This window comes from Streptococcus suis S735, assembly GCF_000294495.1.
GTDB classification, from domain to species: Bacteria; Bacillota; Bacilli; order Lactobacillales; family Streptococcaceae; genus Streptococcus; species Streptococcus suis.
The window spans coordinates 1,304,728-1,321,553 of sequence record NC_018526.1; the positions used below are offsets into that span (position 1 = coordinate 1,304,728).

Genomic DNA, 16,826 nt, shown 5'->3' on the forward strand with positions numbered 1-16,826 from the left:
TTCTCGCAGTATTGAGCGGAACTTCTTCGCCTATCAGCTGTGAAATTCCTACTCAACCTTGCGGGGGTTAGACAACAAAATCAAACTCTACGAGTTACTGATTTCTGTCTAACTCCCAATTTCCGCACGAACCACATCGGCAATGGTGTCCACGTAGTAATCGACTTCAGCATCCGTTGGCGCTTCTGCCATGACACGCAAGAGGGGCTCAGTACCACTTGGGCGAACCAAGATACGACCGTTGCCAGCCATTTCTGCTTCCATTTTTTCAATGATAGCTGCAATAGCAGGCACTTCCATTGCCTTGTCCTTCATGCTATTTTCCACACGAATATTGACCAATTTTTGTGGGTAAATGGTCACTTCTGCTGCCAATTCTGACAACTTCTTACCAGTTTCTTTCATGATTTTGGTCAATTGCACAGCGGTCAACTGGCCGTCGCCTGTGGTGTTATAATCCATCAGAATCACATGTCCTGACTGCTCACCACCGACATTGTAGCCTTCCTTGCGCATTTCTTCAACCACATAACGGTCACCAACTGCGGTCACAGCTTTTTCAATCCCTTCACGGTCCAAAGCCTTATGGAAACCAAGGTTAGACATAACTGTGGTCACAATTGTATTTTTGGCCAATAGACCTCGATCAGCAAGGTATTTACCAACGATGTACATGATGCGGTCGCCATCTACCAAAACACCATTTTCATCGACGGCAATCAAGCGGTCACTGTCACCATCAAAGGCAAGTCCAATTTGACTACCTGTTTCTTTGACCAGTTCTTGCAATTTTTCAGGATGAGTTGAACCAACACCCTCATTGATATTCAAACCGTCTGGCTTTTCAGCCATTACTGTCAAATCTGCTCCCAAATCTACAAAAATTTGACGTGCAGATGTTGCAGCAGCACCATTAGCTGTATCAAGTGCAACTTTCATACCGTCCAAATCTGTACCAGTTGATACCAAGAATTGCTGGTACTTACGTAGACCTTCTGGATATTCTACCACATCTCCTAAACCTTGAGCAGATGGGCGTGGCAATGTGTCTTCCTCAGCGTCAAGAAGAGCCTCAATTTCCGCTTCCAATGCATCATCCAATTTGAAACCATCACCAGCAAAGAATTTGATACCGTTATCTTGCGCTGGGTTATGACTTGCAGAAATCATGACACCTGCACTTGCTTTTTCAGTTTTGACTAGGTGGGCAACACCCGGTGTCGCCAAAACTCCCAATTTATACACATGAATCCCTACTGATAGAAGTCCTGCAATCAAGGCAGCCTCTAACATTTGACCTGAGATACGTGTGTCACGCGCCACAAAGACACGAGGAACATCTGTCTCATGCTGGCTAAGGACATAACCTCCAAAACGACCCAATTTGAATGCTAATTCTGGCGTTAATTCTACGTTTGCTTCTCCACGGACTCCGTCCGTACCAAAATATTTACCCATTTTCATAACCTCTTATTTTGTTTTTGTAAGTATAATTTGCATATTTGCTTCCGTCTGAGACAGTACAACTGGCAAGACATTGCCGTCGCTATCTACAGCCTGTAATTTAGCTGTACCACTATAATTCTCAGACAGATTGCTCACATCCATCGCAACAGCTTCGACCCGATCAATCTTAGCCATTGTTTCTTCATCCGTTGTCACTTTAACGGTATCTACGTTGACTGAAACCTTAGACAGACTGTAACCTTCTGCCAATTGATTACTATAGACTCGACCTGCTACTGGGAATGCCTTGCTAACTTTTTTACCAATCTTGACGGTAATCGCATCAGGTGCTAGTGTCGCACTCACTCCAGCCGGCAAATTGGTCAATTGTAGCTTGACAGTCTGTGTCCCATCACTCAACTCTCTCAAATCCGCAGTCACTTGAAAAGTCCGAGTTGACTCATCTGATTCTCTCTGTAGGAGAACACGATTAGAGCCCCTTAATTCAACTGCCACCGTCGAAGAAAATCCGGAAATAAAATACTTGTTTGTATCATATTCAATCTCAATCGGTACATTGCTCAGTGTGTGAACATAGGTTTCTGACTCCGTGTTCTGTGCAGCTGATTCTGAATTTTTATAGTTGGTGGTTGTTGCATAGAAAAAGAGCAACAATGCTAGAAAAATAGATAAGGCTAAGTGACCTACAGCTTTAAACTTATCATTCATGTTTGCCACCTCCTAATCGCTTCCAGATGGACTTCTTCTCTACATTTTCAGAAATAAAAGTCGCTCGCAACTCTGCTTCAAACTCATCCAAAGTCAAATCATGTTTAAATATCCCGTTTCGTGCAATAGAGATACTGCCAGTTTCTTCAGAAACAATAAATACAAACGCATCAGATACCTCCGATAAGCCAATGGCTGCACGATGTCGTGTTCCAAATTCCTTTGAAATTCCTGCGCTCTCTGACAGGGGCAAATAAGCACAAGCAACAGCTACCTTGTCTTCCTTGACAATTACAGCCCCATCATGTAGCGGTGTATTCGGGATGAAAATATTTATTAACAATTCCTGAGATATATCCGCATTGAGTGGAATCCCCGTTGCTCTATATTCTTGCAATGTTTGGGCTTGTTCTACTGCCACAAGTGCACCAATTTTACGCGGAGACATATAAGCAACCGATTTGAGAAAAGCAACAATTAACTTTTCTTCTGCACTCACTGTATTTGTCCCAAAAATCTGAGTTGTTCTACCGAGTTTTTCAAGCATAGCGCGCAACTCTGGTGCAAAAATAACTACTGCTGCAATAACCCCATACGTGATTACTTGATTAATCAGCCAAGCAATCGTCTGCAGACCGAATAAACTAGCTATAATCTGAACAATAATGAAGAGAAAAACCCCTCGAATCAATGTCATAATTTTAGTACCTGCAATAGACTTACTAAAATTATAAATCAAATAAACAACTATACTAATATCAATTAGGTGCAACAGTGCGGTCCAAGGACTGGCTATCAAACTCGACCAATACCCTGTATCCAGTAACTGGTTTAGGTTTAACATATCATTCTCATACTTTCTAACTCATACATAGTAATGTACTCATTATACCATATTTTTTCCCCTTTTCTTTAGAAAATAGTGACCTTCCTGTTAAAAATATTACAGATTTACTGCAGGAATATATCATGTTCCAACATACTCCATTCTAGAAAATCCCCAACCTTTATGATAAAATAGTCCCATGAAAATAAATACAGCTTTGGGTATTCTAGCAGGAAAAAGTTCCCAGTTCATTTTGAAAAAACTAGGACGTGGTACTACCCTACCTGGAAAAATTGCCCTCAAATTCGATAAACATATTTTAGATAGTTTGGCTAAGGATTATGAAGTCGTTGTTGTGACAGGTACTAACGGAAAGACTCTGACCACCGCCCTGACAGTTGGTATCCTCCAAGAAGCCTTTGGCGAAATCACGACCAATACCAGCGGTGCCAATATGATCACAGGAATTACGGCAACCTTTTTGTCTGCCAAGAAAAATAAAAACGGCAAGAAGATTGCCGTCTTGGAGATTGACGAAGCAAGTCTTGCCCGTGTAACCGACTTTATAAAGCCTAGTCTGATTGTCTTTACCAATATCTTCCGTGACCAGATGGACCGCTACGGTGAGATTTATACCACCTACCAGATGATTTTGGACGGGGCTGCAAAAGCTCCGCAGGCAACTATTTTGGCCAATGGTGATAGTCCACTTTTCAACTCAACGAACGTTATCAATCCAGTAAAATACTACGGTTTTGCGACGGAAGAGCATGAGCCACGTCTGGCCCATTACAATACCGAAGGCGTTCTCTGTCCTCATTGCCACCAGATTATCCAGTACAAGCTCAATACCTACGCCAACTTGGGTAGCTACATCTGTACCAACTGTGGCTTTAGCCGACCTGAACTGGACTACAAGTTGACCAAACTAAAAGAAATCACCAATACTTCTTCTACCTTTGTCATTGACGGTCAGGATTATAAGATTAACATCGGAGGCCTCTACAACATCTACAATGCCCTAGCAGCTGTCAGCGTAGCAGAATTTTTCGGCGTATCTCCTGAAAAAATCAAGGCAGGATTTGACAAATCAAAGGCAGTCTTCGGTCGCCAAGAAACATTTAAGTTGGGTGATAAAGATTGTACATTGGTCTTGATTAAAAACCCTGTCGGTGCAACCCAGGCTATTGAAATGATGAAACTGGCTCCATACGATTTTAGCCTGTCCGTCCTTCTCAATGCCAACTACGCTGACGGAATTGATACCAGCTGGATTTGGGATGCTGACTTTGAACAAATCACCCAAATGGACATTCCACAAGTCTTTGCAGGCGGTGTTCGTTCGTCTGAAATTGCCCGTCGCCTCCGTGTGACTGGCTATCCTGAGAACCAGATTACTGAAACACCAAAACTAGAAGACATCATGACCTTGATTGAGCAATCGAGTAGTCAGCATGCTTATATTTTAGCTACTTATACAGCTATGCTCGAATTCCGTGACCTGCTGGCTCAACGCCAAGCCGTTGGAAAGGAGATGAAATAATGGTCTATACGTCATTAAAAAGTCCTGAAAAAGACTACACTTACGATCTCCACATCGCCCACCTCTACGGTGATTTGATGAACACCTACGGTGACAATGGCAATATCCTCATGCTTAAGTATGTGGCTGAAAAGCTGGGGGCTCGTGTCCAGGTGGACATCGTTTCCCTGACAGATGAATTTGACAAAAATTTCTACGACATCGCCTTTTTCGGCGGTGGACAGGACTATGAACAATCCATTCTTGCTAAGGATTTACCGACAAAAAAAGACAGCCTAGCAGACTTTATCGAAAACGATGGCGTCATGCTAGCTATCTGCGGTGGCTTCCAGTTGCTCGGTCAATATTATATTGAAGCTGGCGGTCGCAAGATTGACGGTCTAGGAATCATGGGCCACTACACCCTCAACCAGACCAATAACCGCTACATCGGTGACATCAAAATTCACAATGATGAGTTCAACGAAACCTACTACGGTTTTGAAAACCACCAAGGGCGTACTTTCCTAGCTGACAACCAAAAACCGCTGGGCAAGGTTGTCTACGGCAATGGCAATAACAAGGAAGACGGCGGCGAAGGTCTGCACTACAAAAACACCTTCGGTAGCTACTTCCACGGACCAATCTTATCCCGCAATGCCAACCTGGCCTACCGCCTGGTCACTACTGCCCTCCGCAAAAAATACGGACAAGACATCCAACTTGCCAGCTACGCCGACATCCTCAGCAAAGAAGTCGCTGAAGAATACGGCGATGTAAAAAGCAAGGCAGAATTTGATACTCAATGAAAATCAGAATCAGACTAGGCGACGCAGATGCAGATAGAACTGAAGTTCATCAAATCAAGTCAACAACGTCTGACTTTGATTTTCGAAGAGTATGAGAAATAAAGCAAAACCGCTTCTGATATCCAGAGGCGGTTTTATTTTATATATAGTTAAATGAAACAAAAACAGTACATTTATGATATAATGTATTTATGGCATATTCATTAGATTTTCGTAAAAAAGTTCTCGCATACTGTGAGAAAACCGGCAGTATTACTGAAGCATCAGCTATTTTCCAAGTTTCACGTAACACTATCTATCAATGGCTAAAATTAAAAGAGAAAACCGGCGAGCTTCATCACCAAGTTAAAGGAACCAAGCCAAGAAAAGTGGATAGAGATAAATTAAAGAATTATCTTGAAACTCATCCAGATGCTTATTTGACTGAAATAGCTTCTGAATTTGACTGTCATCCAACAGCTATTCATTACCCCCTCAAAGCTATGGGATATACTCGAAAAAAAAAGAGCTGTACCTACTATGAACAAGACCCTGAAAAAGTAGAACTGTTCCTTAAAGAATTGAATAACTTAAGCCACTTGACTCCTGTTTATATTGACGAGACAGGGTTTGAGACATATTTTCATCGAAAATATGGTCGCTCTTTGAAAGGTCAGTTGATAAAAGGTAAGGTCTCTGGAAGAAGATACCAGCGGATATCTTTAGTAGCAGGTCTCATAAATGGTGCGCTTATAGCCCCGATGACATACAAAGATACTATGACGAGTGGCTTTTTCGAAGCTTGGTTCAAAACATTCTTACTACCCACTTTAGGTAAACCATCTGTTATCATTATGGACAATGCAAAGTTTCATAGGATGAGTAAGCTAAAAGATTTATGCGAGGAGCAGGGACATAGACTTTTACCACTTCCTCCTTACTCACCGGAATATAATCCCATTGAGAAAATATGGGCTCACATCAAAAAACACCTCAGAAGAGTATTGCCAAATTGCGATACTTTTCTTGAGGCACTTTCGTCCTGCTCTTGTTTCAGTTGACTATACTTCCAATCAAAAGTAAGCCCTCCACCGTTATCTCCGTCAATTGACTCAAATCCAGCTTGGACTGGTCCACTTGGAAAAAGAGGGGTGTCATGTCTGCCAAAATACGAGCCTGCTCTATACCAATCGGCAGGGTCCGGCTGACCACCTCTTGCTCCACCTGTCCCATGTAAGACTTGAAATGGTCCACGATATCTTGGTTGTCATAGGACTCCTTGCGGAGTTGGTCTTTGGCTAAATGGCGGAGCTCCTTGAGGTGATTGGGGCCTGGGACTAGTTTGAGAATAGCCCCACCAGCTTTCAGCACTCTGGCAAATTCCTGATAATTGGCTGGGGAGAAGATGTCCAAGATCCCGTCGATGGTCTTGTCTTGAATGGGCAACTTGGTCAAGTCACCGACAAACCATTTGACCGACTTGGTCCTGTCTGTTCTGGCTGCTAGGAGAATAGAATCCTTAGAAATATCAAAAGCAAGAATGTCCAAGTCCATTTTCTCGGCTAATTTACGGGAATAAAAGCCCTCTCCACAGCCGATGTCCAAGACAGACCGCAATCCCAGCTCTGCTATTTTTTCCTCCAAAGCCTCGTAGAGATGATCGTAATAGCCCGCCTCTAAAAAGGCCTGACGGTTTTCAAAGCTAGACTTGTGGTAGTTGGCGGACTGCTTGACCTGGGGTGCCAGGTTGACGTAGCCCTGCTTGGCAATGTCGAAGGTGTGGCGGTTGGGGCAGCGAAGGCTGTTGAGGTCAAGACCAAGAGCCTGCCCACAATGTGGACAGGCGAAAAATTGGTCGCTATTGGCAAAACGTTGGTGTTTGGTCATCTTATTTGTGTTCTTTTCTAAAGCGGTGCAGGGCTAGTCCTGATAGGAGCGTGGCAAGGGCTCCTGTAAAGACCAGCAAGTAGCCGACTGGAATGAGATAAAAATTTTCATGCAGAATGCCCTCGGCATCAATATACTCGACCGAGTTTGCCTTGATGACAAAGCAGACGAAGCCGAGAAGCATGAGAAAACTACCAATAATGGTAATGGTCAGGTGCATCTGGGTACGGCGGCCTTCACGACCGTCTTTTACAAGTTTTTCTGTCATGTTGTTCATATCAGTTCCTCCTAAGATAAGTTGATCTAAGGAGATCGAAAAGACAGAGGACATGAGAATCAAGAGCTCCAAATCAGGTAGATTCTTGTCATTTTCCCAGTTGGAAACAGCCTGCCTGGTCACATTGAGTTTGAGGGCAAACTGTTCCTGAGTCAAACCTTTCTTTTTTCGTAAGTCTTTGATTTGCTGTCCAAAGTTCATTTCTTTCTCCTTTCTGGGAGCGGGACAGAACTCGAAAAATGAAAAAAAGTTCGTCAACAATTTTTCGTTTTAAGTTGTTGAGCTGAAACAGTCTATCCCCAGACTGTTTCACTCCCACCCCCGCACAGCTTAAACTGTCTGGGGGACAGTTTAAGGTTGGGAATAAAGCGAACAAAGTTCGCAACATTCGTTAGGCCAGATTTGAAGTGTGCAACACGAACAAATCTGCCAATCAACCACTGCGCTGAGATGTTGACACCACCTTCGAGAAGTGATGCTAATCTCTATACTTATCTTAGCTTGTCGGTCGATGTTTTCCAAGAAAGACTGGCTTGCTCTGGACTTTTTTAGCGAAAAGTGGTCGTTCTAACTCCGCAAGACTGGCTTGCAAGCTTGTTCTATCAAGGGTTTGAGCCTCTTGTCAACTTGCTGTCAACCTAGCCCATCTGCTCAGATAATTCTTCCCATTCTTCCATGAGACTTTCTTGTTGGCTGGTCAGTTGGTCGATTTCTTTCTGGTAATCGGTCAACTGGCCGATGTCGTTGGTTTCTAGCATGGCTTGGTTGAGCTCGTTCAGGCGGTTTTCGATGCTATCGATTTCTGCCTCGATTTGCTCGATGCGGCGGGCTAGTTTGCGTTGCTCTTTTTGGTTTTCCTTTTGGGCTTGGTAGTCCATGGCTCCAGCTGATTGGCTGGTACTTTCTAGCTGGTCAGGCTGGGCTTCTGCTTCCAGCTCTGCTTTTTTCTCCAAATAATAATCATAGTCGCCCAAATAGAGCGTGGAGCCAGTTTCCGAGATTTCCAGCACCTTGGTGGCGACGCGGTTGATGAAATAGCGGTCGTGGCTGACAAAAAGCAGGGTGCCGTCAAAGTCGATGAGGGCATTTTCCAAGACCTCCTTGCTGTCGATATCCAAGTGGTTGGTCGGCTCATCAAGGATGAGGAAGTTGTTGTTTTCCATGGACAGCTTGGCGAGGAGCAGTCGGGCTTTTTCCCCACCCGATAGCATGGAAACGGACTTTTTGACATCATCTCCTGAGAAAAGGAAAGCTCCAAGGCGATTGCGGATTTCCACTTCAGGTGTAGTCGGAAAGGCGGACCAGAGCTCCTCTAAGACCGTATTGGAAGGTGTCAGGGCCGACTGGGTCTGGTCATAGTAGCCCACTTCCACATTGGCACCGAGCCAGGCTTCCCCTTTGATAAATGGCAGAGCTCCGACGATGGATTTGAGCAGGGTTGTTTTTCCGATTCCATTCGGACCGACAATGGCAATGGCATCGAGTTTCCGTTGGTCAATAGAAATGGGCTGGGAAAGAATGTTTCCATCGTAACCCACCGCAGCATTTTCCACTGTCAAGACGATATTGCCAGAAGTCTTGTCCGACTGGAAGGTCATATTGGCAGACTTCTGACCAGTTGTCGGCTTGTCCAATCGATCCATCTTTTCCAACTGCTTGCGTCTAGCCTGAGCGCGCTTGGTGGTCGAAGCACGGACAATATTTTTCTGGACAAAGTCTTCTAGTTTGGCAATTTCCTTCTGCTGCTTTTCATAGTTTTGCAATTCTGTTTGTAACTTCTGCTCTTTGAGCTCAACAAACTGAGAATAATTGCCCACATAGCGATCCAAGGAATGCTTGGTCAAATCCAGTGTCAGTGTCGCCACCTTGTCCAAGAAATAGCGGTCATGGCTGACAATAATCAAAGCTCCCTTGTAATGCACTAGGTAGTTTTCCAGCCAAGCAATCGTGTCGATGTCTAGGTGGTTGGTCGGCTCGTCCAGGACCAATAACTCTGGGCTTTCAAGAAGCATTTTTGCCAGAGCAAGTCGAGTATTCTGACCACCTGAGAGTTCGGAGATCTTCATGTCCCACATGGTCTGGTCAAACTTGAAACCATTCAAAATAGCACGGATGTCTGCCTCATAGCTAAAACCACCTGCCAGACGAAATTCCTCCGACAGACTATCATAGGTCTTCATGAGCTGGTCGAGTTCATTACCAGAAAGACTGCCCATTTGCTCTTCCATAGATCGCAGGCGTTTCTCCGTCATCCGCAGATCGTCAAAGACATGGAGCATTTCATCGTAAATGGTATTTTCCGACTCAAAACAGCTGTCCTGTGCCAGGTAAGAAAGGGACAAATCTCGCTTGGTAGAAATCTCGCCGCTAGTCGCTGCTTCTTCTCCGACAAGGATTTTAAGCAAGGTGGACTTACCTGCCCCATTTTTTCCGACAAGAGCAATCCGATCCCGCTCATCCACTTGAATGTTGATATTGTTAAATAAAACTTCGCCCGCAAATGAGCGTTCAATCTTGTTTCCACTTAAAATAATCATAAAAATATTGTACCATAATTTAGGGTAACAGTGCGGAATCCTTTTTCTGATTTCAGCAAAAAACAGCGACTTTACCGTCACTGTCCTTCTCAAAAAATATTTAGACCAAACCGCTAAGCAATTCCTTATTCTGCCAGAGTAGATAAAGACCACCGCCGATAATAATCAGCATAATGACAAACTTAATCAAGCCCTTAACAAAGCGGATGACCAACATCAATATCATAGATACAATCAGCCATCCCCAAGCAGAAGAATTGAGTAAGGTTTGCATACTCTCTAGACTTGCACCTGTCCAGGCCTTAATTGGTTCAGGGATTTTATCAAACCAGTTGCTATCTATACCGATTTGTTCCATAATCGAATGACTGGTAGACTGCATCCATGCAAAAATTCCAGCATTATAGAGAAAGAGCAGAGCTTGCTCAGGATAACGTTTTATTGTGTTTGTAATTGTTCGAAGCATATTTTCCCTTCTATTCTGAATACAAGGCAAGGACCGCATCAATATCTGCCTGCTGGATACCATGATTAGAACCTGCCGATTCCATAACAGAGGTCTGACTATCTTCATGATCTAGGCCAATAGCATGGCCCAATTCATGCTCAGCTGTATGGATAATTCTATCCATATCATAACCATATTGGTCGTTTAATAAATAAAAACTATTCAGACACACCGTTACCGAGCTATAATAATTCGTCAATAAATTAGTCGTTGAATTGGCCTCACCTGCTGCCTGGGTATTTCCATCATTCATCTCAGTAGCAATAATATCAGCCTGATTTGGATCACTTGTCATCACAAAAGTAAATGCCCCTGTCGCATTCCAATTTGCAATGGCTGTTTCATAGGCAGCTACAAATGTTGGATTCTGAGTTTCAATGTAAACAGTCGCAGTATTGCTTTCCCATCGACCATGATCGGCTGTATTGACCGTATCAGTCGTCACTTCAGACTGTCCTTTAACCATCAGTTGCACTTCTTGAGGTAGAGTTTGTAACATCTGAGGCGCTGCTTCCTGTTGAAAATAGAATAATAGACCTAGACCACAAGCCAATAACACCATTGATAACCAAATCAGACCCCAAAATGTCCGCCAAATCCACCGTAGAATATTTCCAATAAGTTTCATAGACTATACCTCTTTCTAGAAATAGGTTTTAGTATAGCCATAATTTCTGAAACTTTTCTTAAAAACTAGGACAATCTTTCTTCCAATTTGAAATCAATTGGCAACCAAGCCAATACTTTCTCAATCTGCTGATTCCAGTAGTACCACTCATGTTTACCAGGTCCGAAACTTGCCTCTATATCAAATCCCAGCTCTTTCAACTCCTCAACTGCCTTTTGATGCCCTTCAAAGAGAAAATCTTCCTCACCACACCAGGCATAAAATTTGGTCTTTTTATCGGATTGTTTAGCAATTTCTAACAAATTATTTGGATTCTGTTTATCAGAAATATCACCAAATACTCCTTGCCAATACGAAAGACTTCCCAATTCTGCTGCCGCTGGATTATCAAAATCAAAATACAATGCGCCTGAAAGCGAAGCTGCGTGTGAAAAGCGATTGGTCATCATGGCAATCTTGAAAGTCCCATATCCCCCCATAGACAAACCAGCAATGAAATTCTTCTCCCGCTTGTCAGACATATTTGGGAAAAACCGCTTGAGGATTTGAGGCAACTCAATCGCTATGGCATCATAATAATTCATACCATAGGTGGTATTGGTGTACCAAGCCTTATCCGTATTAACCATAACAACAATCAAATTAGTATAACGAACCAAGCGTTCAATTGTAGACCGATTGAGCCAGGAATCCTGGTTTCCTCCCATACCGTGCAAAAGATATAGGACAGGAATGTCGTTGTCATCGGGATTTTCCACACGATTTCGATCTGGATATAAAACCGTAACCTGTCTAGACATATCTAGAGCTTCTGAGTGGTATTCAATTTTCATTATTGCCATAAATCTTCTCCTTATGGTAAAGAGCCTGAGTTTCCCTCGGCTCTTCTTATGTATATAAATCAGCTTACTTGACTTCCATAATCACCGGCAAAATAGCTGGGCGACGTTTGGTTTGGTCAAAGAGGAATTTTGCTAAATCATCGCGAACAGCACTCTTAAGCTCTGCCCAGTCAAAGCTATCCTTTGTAAAGTAATTTTCCACCGTTGTATTCACCAATTCTGATGCCTCACGCAAGATGTCCTTGCTCTTTTTCACGTAGACAAAACCACGAGTATTGACCTTGGCTTTAGAAATGATTTTTTTCTCACGGCGGTTGACAGTGATAGCCACGATAAAGATACCGTCTTCTGAGAGGATCTTACGGTCACGAAGGACGATATTTCCAACATCGCCCATGGCATTTCCGTCAATCATGACATCACCAGCCGGAACCGCTCCGCTATGGACAAAATCCCCCTCTTCAAAAGCCATGACATCCCCACGCTTAACGATGATAATGTTTTCTGGATACATACCGATTTCAAGCGCAGCCTTAGCGTGAGCATCCAATTGACGATACTCCCCTTGAACTGGGAAAAGATATTTAGGCTTCATGATGTTGAGCATGAGCTGCAAATCACGCGCATTCCCATGCCCAGAGACGCGAAGATTCTTTGTGATAGATTTTACGGTACCACCAGCCTTGTAAATCAAGTTCTCCACACGAGCAACAACCGCTTCTTTTGAAATACTTGGAGTGGTAACAATATAAACTAGATCACCTTCTTTGATTTCAACATAGCGATGTCTACCGATAGACATTTTACGCAATCCATTTAACGGCTCGCCCATACGACCAGTTTCTAAAATAATCAATTCATGGTCTTCATACTTGTTCATATCCTTTGGTTTTACCAACAAGCGTTCGCTGACCAAACGAAGTTTTTTCAATTGAATCGCTGTTCGGACAATGTTTTCCACATCATGTCCTGTCAATACGACACGACGACCAGTTGCTTCTGCCGCGTCAAAAATCTGTTGAATACGTACAATATTGCTGGCAACTGCTGCCACAATAACACGCCCGTCACAGTCAGCAATCGTATTGAGAATTTCCTCCCCAGCCTCATGCATGCTCGCTACTTGAACATTGCTATCTGCATTAGCTGAGTCTGACAAGAGGGCCAACACACCTTCGTTACCGATTTCAGCCAATCGCCCAAAATCCGTACGATAAAACTTATCTGCCGCCTGGTCAAACTTAAAGTCACCTGTGTAGACAATATTTCCTTCATCCGTCTTAACGACAATTCCTAAACTCTCTGGAATAGAGTGGGTCGTCTGAAAGAAAGATACCACTGAATCCCCGAAATCAATTTCCGTTTCAGCATTGATAACATGGAAATCATTAAATTTCTTAGTAGCATTATTCCCCTTGACAAGTAGCTTAGCCAATTCGATAGTCAAGTGCGAACCAAATACTGGCACTTTCACTTTCTCCAAGAGATAAGGAAGCGCTCCGATAGCATCTGCATGCCCGTGAGATAAAAAGACCCCTGCTACACGATGCTTATTTTCTTCCAAATAATCGAAATTTGGGACGACTACATCCACACCTAACTGTTCATTCTCAGGATACTTTGCCCCTGCATCCAAAACAAAAATATGTTCATTCACTTCGGCAATGTACAGGTTTTTTCCATTTTCCCGCACACCCCCAAGAGCCATAATTTTAATTGTACTCATCTTTACTCCTTTTGGACATCCCACAGGTGTCCATTTTATTTTTCTTACCAACGGTCCTTGGGAGCTCCAAGTCGAATTACAGTCTGCTATTTATCGTCATTTAGTTTTTCTTTTATTACTTCGACGTAAGAGGAAACTCCGTTTCCTTATTTCTAACTTCAAACACTCCACTGGACTGTTTGAACTCGCCTTGCCTGATTGAAACAGTCTGGGGGACTGTTTCAAGTCAATGCCTAGAAACAAGAAAACATTGAGTCATGCCTGCAGCTCGTTGCCTAGTACTAAAAGTAAACTAAAAGACTATATTTTAGCTATCGCTTCTATTATACATTTTTTCAAGAAAATTTACAAAAAACTCCGCTGAAAATCAACGAAGTTCTACATATACATTAGTAACCATATCCCTTATGTTCCCACTTACCACCAACATTCCGCACTAAAATCCATTTCCAATCCGTATGAGTACTATTAGGCTCTAAGGTGGGCTCTGCCCCCTCAGCTGCTACCTTAAAAGACGAAGTTAGGATAATAGCTTCCTCTGCACCATAGTGCTCCGCCCACTCATCAAATTCCTTTTCATTATCACCACTGTAACCGATAGTCAGCAATTTACAACTGTTAAAATGGTGATCAAAGTAATCTTGAACTACAAGAATAGCCGCCTCAATCTCTTTTTCCGTATACAATTCTGATTGTTCCATCGGTTCAATCTCTGCCTGATAAGCTGCTCCTGTCCGACATCCTACCAAAAAAAGGCAACACAACAGACTACAAATAGCTAAACATTTTCTCATCTTTGTTACCCCCAGTCAACAATCGTTGCTGAAAAGCCAATCTCTTCGACAAAACGTAATACATCCTCCGTTTTGACAAAAATTGTTTTCGTATTAACATTGGGGTGGAAGGTTAGAATGGGTTCGGATAGGATTTCTTTATCAAAAAAGACTTGAATATCCTTATCAACATTATGTAACAAGCCAAAAACAGATACCGCACCCGCAGGCAAGTGCATTTTTTCCATCAAGCTATCACTCGAGGCCATCCGAATGCGGTTGGCTCCCACCAAATCACGAAATTGGTCCATATCCAGCTGCTTCTGGTCATCCATGATCAGTAAATAAAATGCAGTCTTTTTCTTATTAGTCAGAAACATGGACTTGGTCCGTACTCCTTCTACCCCTTCAATGTAACGGTCTGCTTCCTCAGTTGTCAGAGCTGGTGGATGCTCTACAATGGTGTAGTCCATTCCTAAGTCAGCTAAGCTTTCAAAAACCAATTTATCCATGACAGCACCTCTTGATATATTTAGTATATTATACTGCTTTTTAACTAAAAATTCAAAGGATAATAAAAGCCTGGATTACTCCAGACTTTAGACCTGTATTCACAAGTGATCTGTTTGATATAAGATTCAGTTTTAGCCAAAACCAAACTTAGTTGGAAGTTGCGAACTATCCACACAGGTTCTTAATCAAACAACTTATAATAATCTTCCAGTTTCATCTTGGATTTTTCTTCAGCCGTTTGGTCCTGAATAATCTGACCATTTTTCATGACAATCAAGCGATTACCGTGACGCAGAGCATCTTCCATCTGGTGAGTGACCATGAGGGCCGTCATTCCCTTGGTCTCAATCAACTCGTCCGTTAATTGCATCAAGGATTGGCTGGTCTTAGGGTCAAGGGCTGCAGTATGCTCATCCAAGAGTAAAAGTTCAGGCTGTTTCAAACTCGCCATCAACAAACTCAATGCCTGACGTTGACCACCTGATAAAAGTCCTGCTGGCGTGTCCAGATGTTTTTCTAGACCATTTCCCACTCTCGGCAAAAGCTGGGCAAATTCTTCCGTCTGTTGGGCCAATCTGCGTGGCAGTAAGCCCCGTCCCTCGCCACGGTACTTAGCTATCAGTAGATTTTCTGCCACCGTCATCCGTGGCGCTGTACCCATTTTAGGATCTTGGAAAACACGTGACAAATACTTAGCACGTTTTTCTGCAGGCCAATTGGTCACGTCCTCACCAAGAATATGGACTGAACCACTAGTCAAGGGTAGGGTTCCAGCAATGACATTAAAGAGGGTTGACTTCCCAGCCCCATTGCCACCTAAAATGGTAATAAAATCACCCTGGTAGATGGTCAGATTGACATTGTCCAAAATCACACGTTCTTCATCAAAACCGTTTGTCACCACCTTGGTGGCATTTTTTAATTCAACAATTGCTTTCATCGTGACAGACTGGCTCCTTTCAGAAGTTTATTTTTCAACTCAGGAACCATGAGGCAAGTTGCCAGAATCATGGCCGAGAAAATACGGAGGTAGCTGGTATTGATCCCGAGGGAAATGACCACCAAAATTAAGAACTGATAGAAAATCGCTCCGACAACAATGGCCAAGAATCGTTCTAACATAGTAAGGTTACCATAAATTACCTCACCGATAATCAGACTAGCCATACCGACCACAATGACTCCAATACCACGCGACACATCCGCATAGCCTTCTTGTTGTGCAATCAAGGCACCTGCAAGAGCGATGATCCCATTTGAAAGAACAAGGCCTAGCAACTCCATTCGACTTGTATTGATACCAAAACTGCGTGCCATATCTGGATTATCCCCTGTTGCAATAAAGGCCTGTCCAAGGCGAGTATAGAGGAAGAACATCAAGGCACCAATCACCACCGCTAGGCTACCTAGACCTAGCAAGAGACCATTGACTTGCTCAGAAAAAGGAAGGAAATCTTGTAAACGTTTGGTATTCAGTAAGCCTAGATTTGCCCTACCCATGATAAATAGAATGACAGAGTGACAGGAAGACATGACCAAGATACCAGCTAGAAGAGTGGGAATTTTCCCCTTGGTATAAAGCAAGCCTGTGACAAAGCCCGCCAAACAGCCAACAAGAACTGCTGCTAGAGTAGCCAAGATAGGATGAACTCCTTGCGTCAATAAGGTAACAGCAACCGCTCCTCCAAGCGGGAAAGACCCCTCTGTCGTCATATCAGGAAAATTCAGAATCCGAAAGGTAACGAATATTCCCAAACCTAGTACAGCCCATAAAAGAGCCTGTGAAACTGTTGATACAATCATATTTTTCCTTTTCTCTTATCT

Annotated in this window: 17 protein-coding genes; 3 read left to right on the forward strand and 14 right to left on the reverse strand. The window is 43.1% G+C overall.

Annotation, left to right across the window (positions count from 1 at the left end; all coding sequences use genetic code 11):
* Window positions 1-108 precede the first annotated feature (108 nt).
* Genes glmM through cdaA form a run of 3 tightly spaced genes read right to left on the reverse strand, consistent with a single transcriptional unit; the run spans window position 109 to window position 3,019 of the window.
* Complete coding sequence (glmM, locus tag YYK_RS06410) at window positions 109-1,458, reverse strand: phosphoglucosamine mutase (protein ID WP_012775245.1); 1,350 nt, start codon at window positions 1,456-1,458, stop codon at window positions 109-111.
* Between the two features lie 12 nt (window positions 1,459-1,470).
* Window positions 1,471-2,175, reverse strand: coding sequence for a CdaR family protein (locus tag YYK_RS06415; protein ID WP_012775246.1), 705 nt, complete (start codon window positions 2,173-2,175; stop codon window positions 1,471-1,473).
* On the reverse strand, window positions 2,168-3,019 hold the full coding sequence (cdaA, locus tag YYK_RS06420; protein WP_012027406.1) for a diadenylate cyclase CdaA: 852 nt from the start codon (window positions 3,017-3,019) through the stop codon (window positions 2,168-2,170). Before cdaA ends, YYK_RS06415 begins: the two co-directional genes overlap by 8 nt.
* Window positions 3,020-3,200: 181 nt before the next feature.
* On the opposite strand from cdaA, the gene murT reads away from it, so the two are divergent.
* From murT to YYK_RS10010, 3 genes are all read left to right on the forward strand, one after another.
* Complete coding sequence (gene murT / locus YYK_RS06425) at window positions 3,201-4,544, forward strand: lipid II isoglutaminyl synthase subunit MurT (RefSeq protein WP_012027407.1); 1,344 nt, start codon at window positions 3,201-3,203, stop codon at window positions 4,542-4,544.
* Entirely contained in the window at window positions 4,544-5,332 is a 789-nt protein-coding gene (gene gatD / locus YYK_RS06430) for a lipid II isoglutaminyl synthase subunit GatD (protein WP_012027408.1), read from the forward strand. The genes murT and gatD overlap by 1 nt, the downstream gene beginning before the upstream one ends.
* Before the next feature lie 191 nt (window positions 5,333-5,523).
* Entirely contained in the window at window positions 5,524-6,372 is an 849-nt protein-coding gene (locus tag YYK_RS10010; protein ID WP_074390220.1) for an IS630 family transposase, read from the forward strand.
* On the opposite strand, the gene YYK_RS06445 is transcribed toward YYK_RS10010, so the two are convergent.
* The 11 genes from YYK_RS06445 to YYK_RS06500 form a co-directional block, all read right to left on the reverse strand.
* Complete coding sequence (locus YYK_RS06445; protein WP_014917281.1) at window positions 6,365-7,198, reverse strand: putative RNA methyltransferase; 834 nt, start codon at window positions 7,196-7,198, stop codon at window positions 6,365-6,367. The genes YYK_RS10010 and YYK_RS06445 overlap by 8 nt on opposite strands.
* Before the next feature lies 1 nt (window position 7,199).
* The gene (locus YYK_RS06450; RefSeq protein WP_012775247.1) at window positions 7,200-7,676 is read right to left on the reverse strand and encodes a helix-turn-helix domain-containing protein; all 477 of its coding nucleotides are present in this window, start codon (window positions 7,674-7,676) and stop codon (window positions 7,200-7,202) included.
* Window positions 7,677-8,113: 437 nt separating this feature from the next.
* Window positions 8,114-10,012 (reverse strand): ABC-F family ATP-binding cassette domain-containing protein, encoded by a 1,899-nt coding sequence (locus YYK_RS06460; RefSeq protein ID WP_012775248.1) that lies wholly within the window; start codon window positions 10,010-10,012, stop codon window positions 8,114-8,116.
* Between the two features lie 100 nt (window positions 10,013-10,112).
* Window positions 10,113-10,478 carry a hypothetical protein gene (locus tag YYK_RS06465; RefSeq protein WP_012775249.1) on the reverse strand — a complete coding sequence of 122 codons (366 nt, stop codon included), beginning with the start codon at window positions 10,476-10,478 and terminating at the stop codon, window positions 10,113-10,115.
* Between the two features lie 10 nt (window positions 10,479-10,488).
* A complete protein-coding gene (locus tag YYK_RS06470) occupies window positions 10,489-11,148 on the reverse strand; it encodes a M57 family metalloprotease (protein WP_012027414.1) in 660 nt (219 codons plus the stop codon).
* 65 nt (window positions 11,149-11,213) lie between these two features.
* Entirely contained in the window at window positions 11,214-11,990 is a 777-nt protein-coding gene (locus YYK_RS06475) for an alpha/beta hydrolase (protein WP_012027415.1), read from the reverse strand.
* Window positions 11,991-12,054: 64 nt separating this feature from the next.
* A complete protein-coding gene (locus YYK_RS06480; RefSeq protein ID WP_002935677.1) occupies window positions 12,055-13,716 on the reverse strand; it encodes a ribonuclease J in 1,662 nt (553 codons plus the stop codon).
* 389 nt (window positions 13,717-14,105) lie between these two features.
* A complete protein-coding gene (locus YYK_RS06485; protein WP_014917282.1) occupies window positions 14,106-14,510 on the reverse strand; it encodes a hypothetical protein in 405 nt (134 codons plus the stop codon).
* 5 nt (window positions 14,511-14,515) lie between these two features.
* Window positions 14,516-15,001: a prolyl-tRNA synthetase associated domain-containing protein gene (locus tag YYK_RS06490; protein WP_012775250.1), complete on the reverse strand. Its 486-nt coding sequence runs from the start codon at window positions 14,999-15,001 to the stop codon at window positions 14,516-14,518.
* 182 nt (window positions 15,002-15,183) lie between these two features.
* Window positions 15,184-15,942 (reverse strand): ABC transporter ATP-binding protein, encoded by a 759-nt coding sequence (locus tag YYK_RS06495; protein ID WP_012028376.1) that lies wholly within the window; start codon window positions 15,940-15,942, stop codon window positions 15,184-15,186.
* Entirely contained in the window at window positions 15,939-16,805 is an 867-nt protein-coding gene (locus YYK_RS06500) for an ABC transporter permease (protein ID WP_012027421.1), read from the reverse strand. The genes YYK_RS06495 and YYK_RS06500 overlap by 4 nt, the downstream gene beginning before the upstream one ends.
* Window positions 16,806-16,826 lie beyond the last annotated feature (21 nt).

Bases quoted from the DNA above. Each gene is read 5' to 3' on its own strand.
- glmM (WP_012775245.1), bottom strand. From the start codon at position 1,458: ATGGGTAAATATTTTGGTACGGACGGAGTCCGTGGAGAAGCAAACGTA.
- YYK_RS06415 (WP_012775246.1), bottom strand. From the start codon at position 2,175: ATGAATGATAAGTTTAAAGCTGTAGGTCACTTAGCCTTATCTATTTTT.
- cdaA (WP_012027406.1), bottom strand. From the start codon at position 3,019: ATGTTAAACCTAAACCAGTTACTGGATACAGGGTATTGGTCGAGTTTG.
- murT (WP_012027407.1), top strand. From the start codon at position 3,201: ATGAAAATAAATACAGCTTTGGGTATTCTAGCAGGAAAAAGTTCCCAG.
- gatD (WP_012027408.1), top strand. From the start codon at position 4,544: ATGGTCTATACGTCATTAAAAAGTCCTGAAAAAGACTACACTTACGAT.
- YYK_RS10010 (WP_074390220.1), top strand. From the start codon at position 5,524: ATGGCATATTCATTAGATTTTCGTAAAAAAGTTCTCGCATACTGTGAG.
- YYK_RS06445 (WP_014917281.1), bottom strand. From the start codon at position 7,198: ATGACCAAACACCAACGTTTTGCCAATAGCGACCAATTTTTCGCCTGT.
- YYK_RS06450 (WP_012775247.1), bottom strand. From the start codon at position 7,676: ATGAACTTTGGACAGCAAATCAAAGACTTACGAAAAAAGAAAGGTTTG.
- YYK_RS06460 (WP_012775248.1), bottom strand. From the start codon at position 10,012: ATGATTATTTTAAGTGGAAACAAGATTGAACGCTCATTTGCGGGCGAA.
- YYK_RS06465 (WP_012775249.1), bottom strand. From the start codon at position 10,478: ATGCTTCGAACAATTACAAACACAATAAAACGTTATCCTGAGCAAGCT.
- YYK_RS06470 (WP_012027414.1), bottom strand. From the start codon at position 11,148: ATGAAACTTATTGGAAATATTCTACGGTGGATTTGGCGGACATTTTGG.
- YYK_RS06475 (WP_012027415.1), bottom strand. From the start codon at position 11,990: ATGGCAATAATGAAAATTGAATACCACTCAGAAGCTCTAGATATGTCT.
- YYK_RS06480 (WP_002935677.1), bottom strand. From the start codon at position 13,716: ATGAGTACAATTAAAATTATGGCTCTTGGGGGTGTGCGGGAAAATGGA.
- YYK_RS06485 (WP_014917282.1), bottom strand. From the start codon at position 14,510: ATGAGAAAATGTTTAGCTATTTGTAGTCTGTTGTGTTGCCTTTTTTTG.
- YYK_RS06490 (WP_012775250.1), bottom strand. From the start codon at position 15,001: ATGGATAAATTGGTTTTTGAAAGCTTAGCTGACTTAGGAATGGACTAC.
- YYK_RS06495 (WP_012028376.1), bottom strand. From the start codon at position 15,942: ATGAAAGCAATTGTTGAATTAAAAAATGCCACCAAGGTGGTGACAAAC.
- YYK_RS06500 (WP_012027421.1), bottom strand. From the start codon at position 16,805: ATGATTGTATCAACAGTTTCACAGGCTCTTTTATGGGCTGTACTAGGT.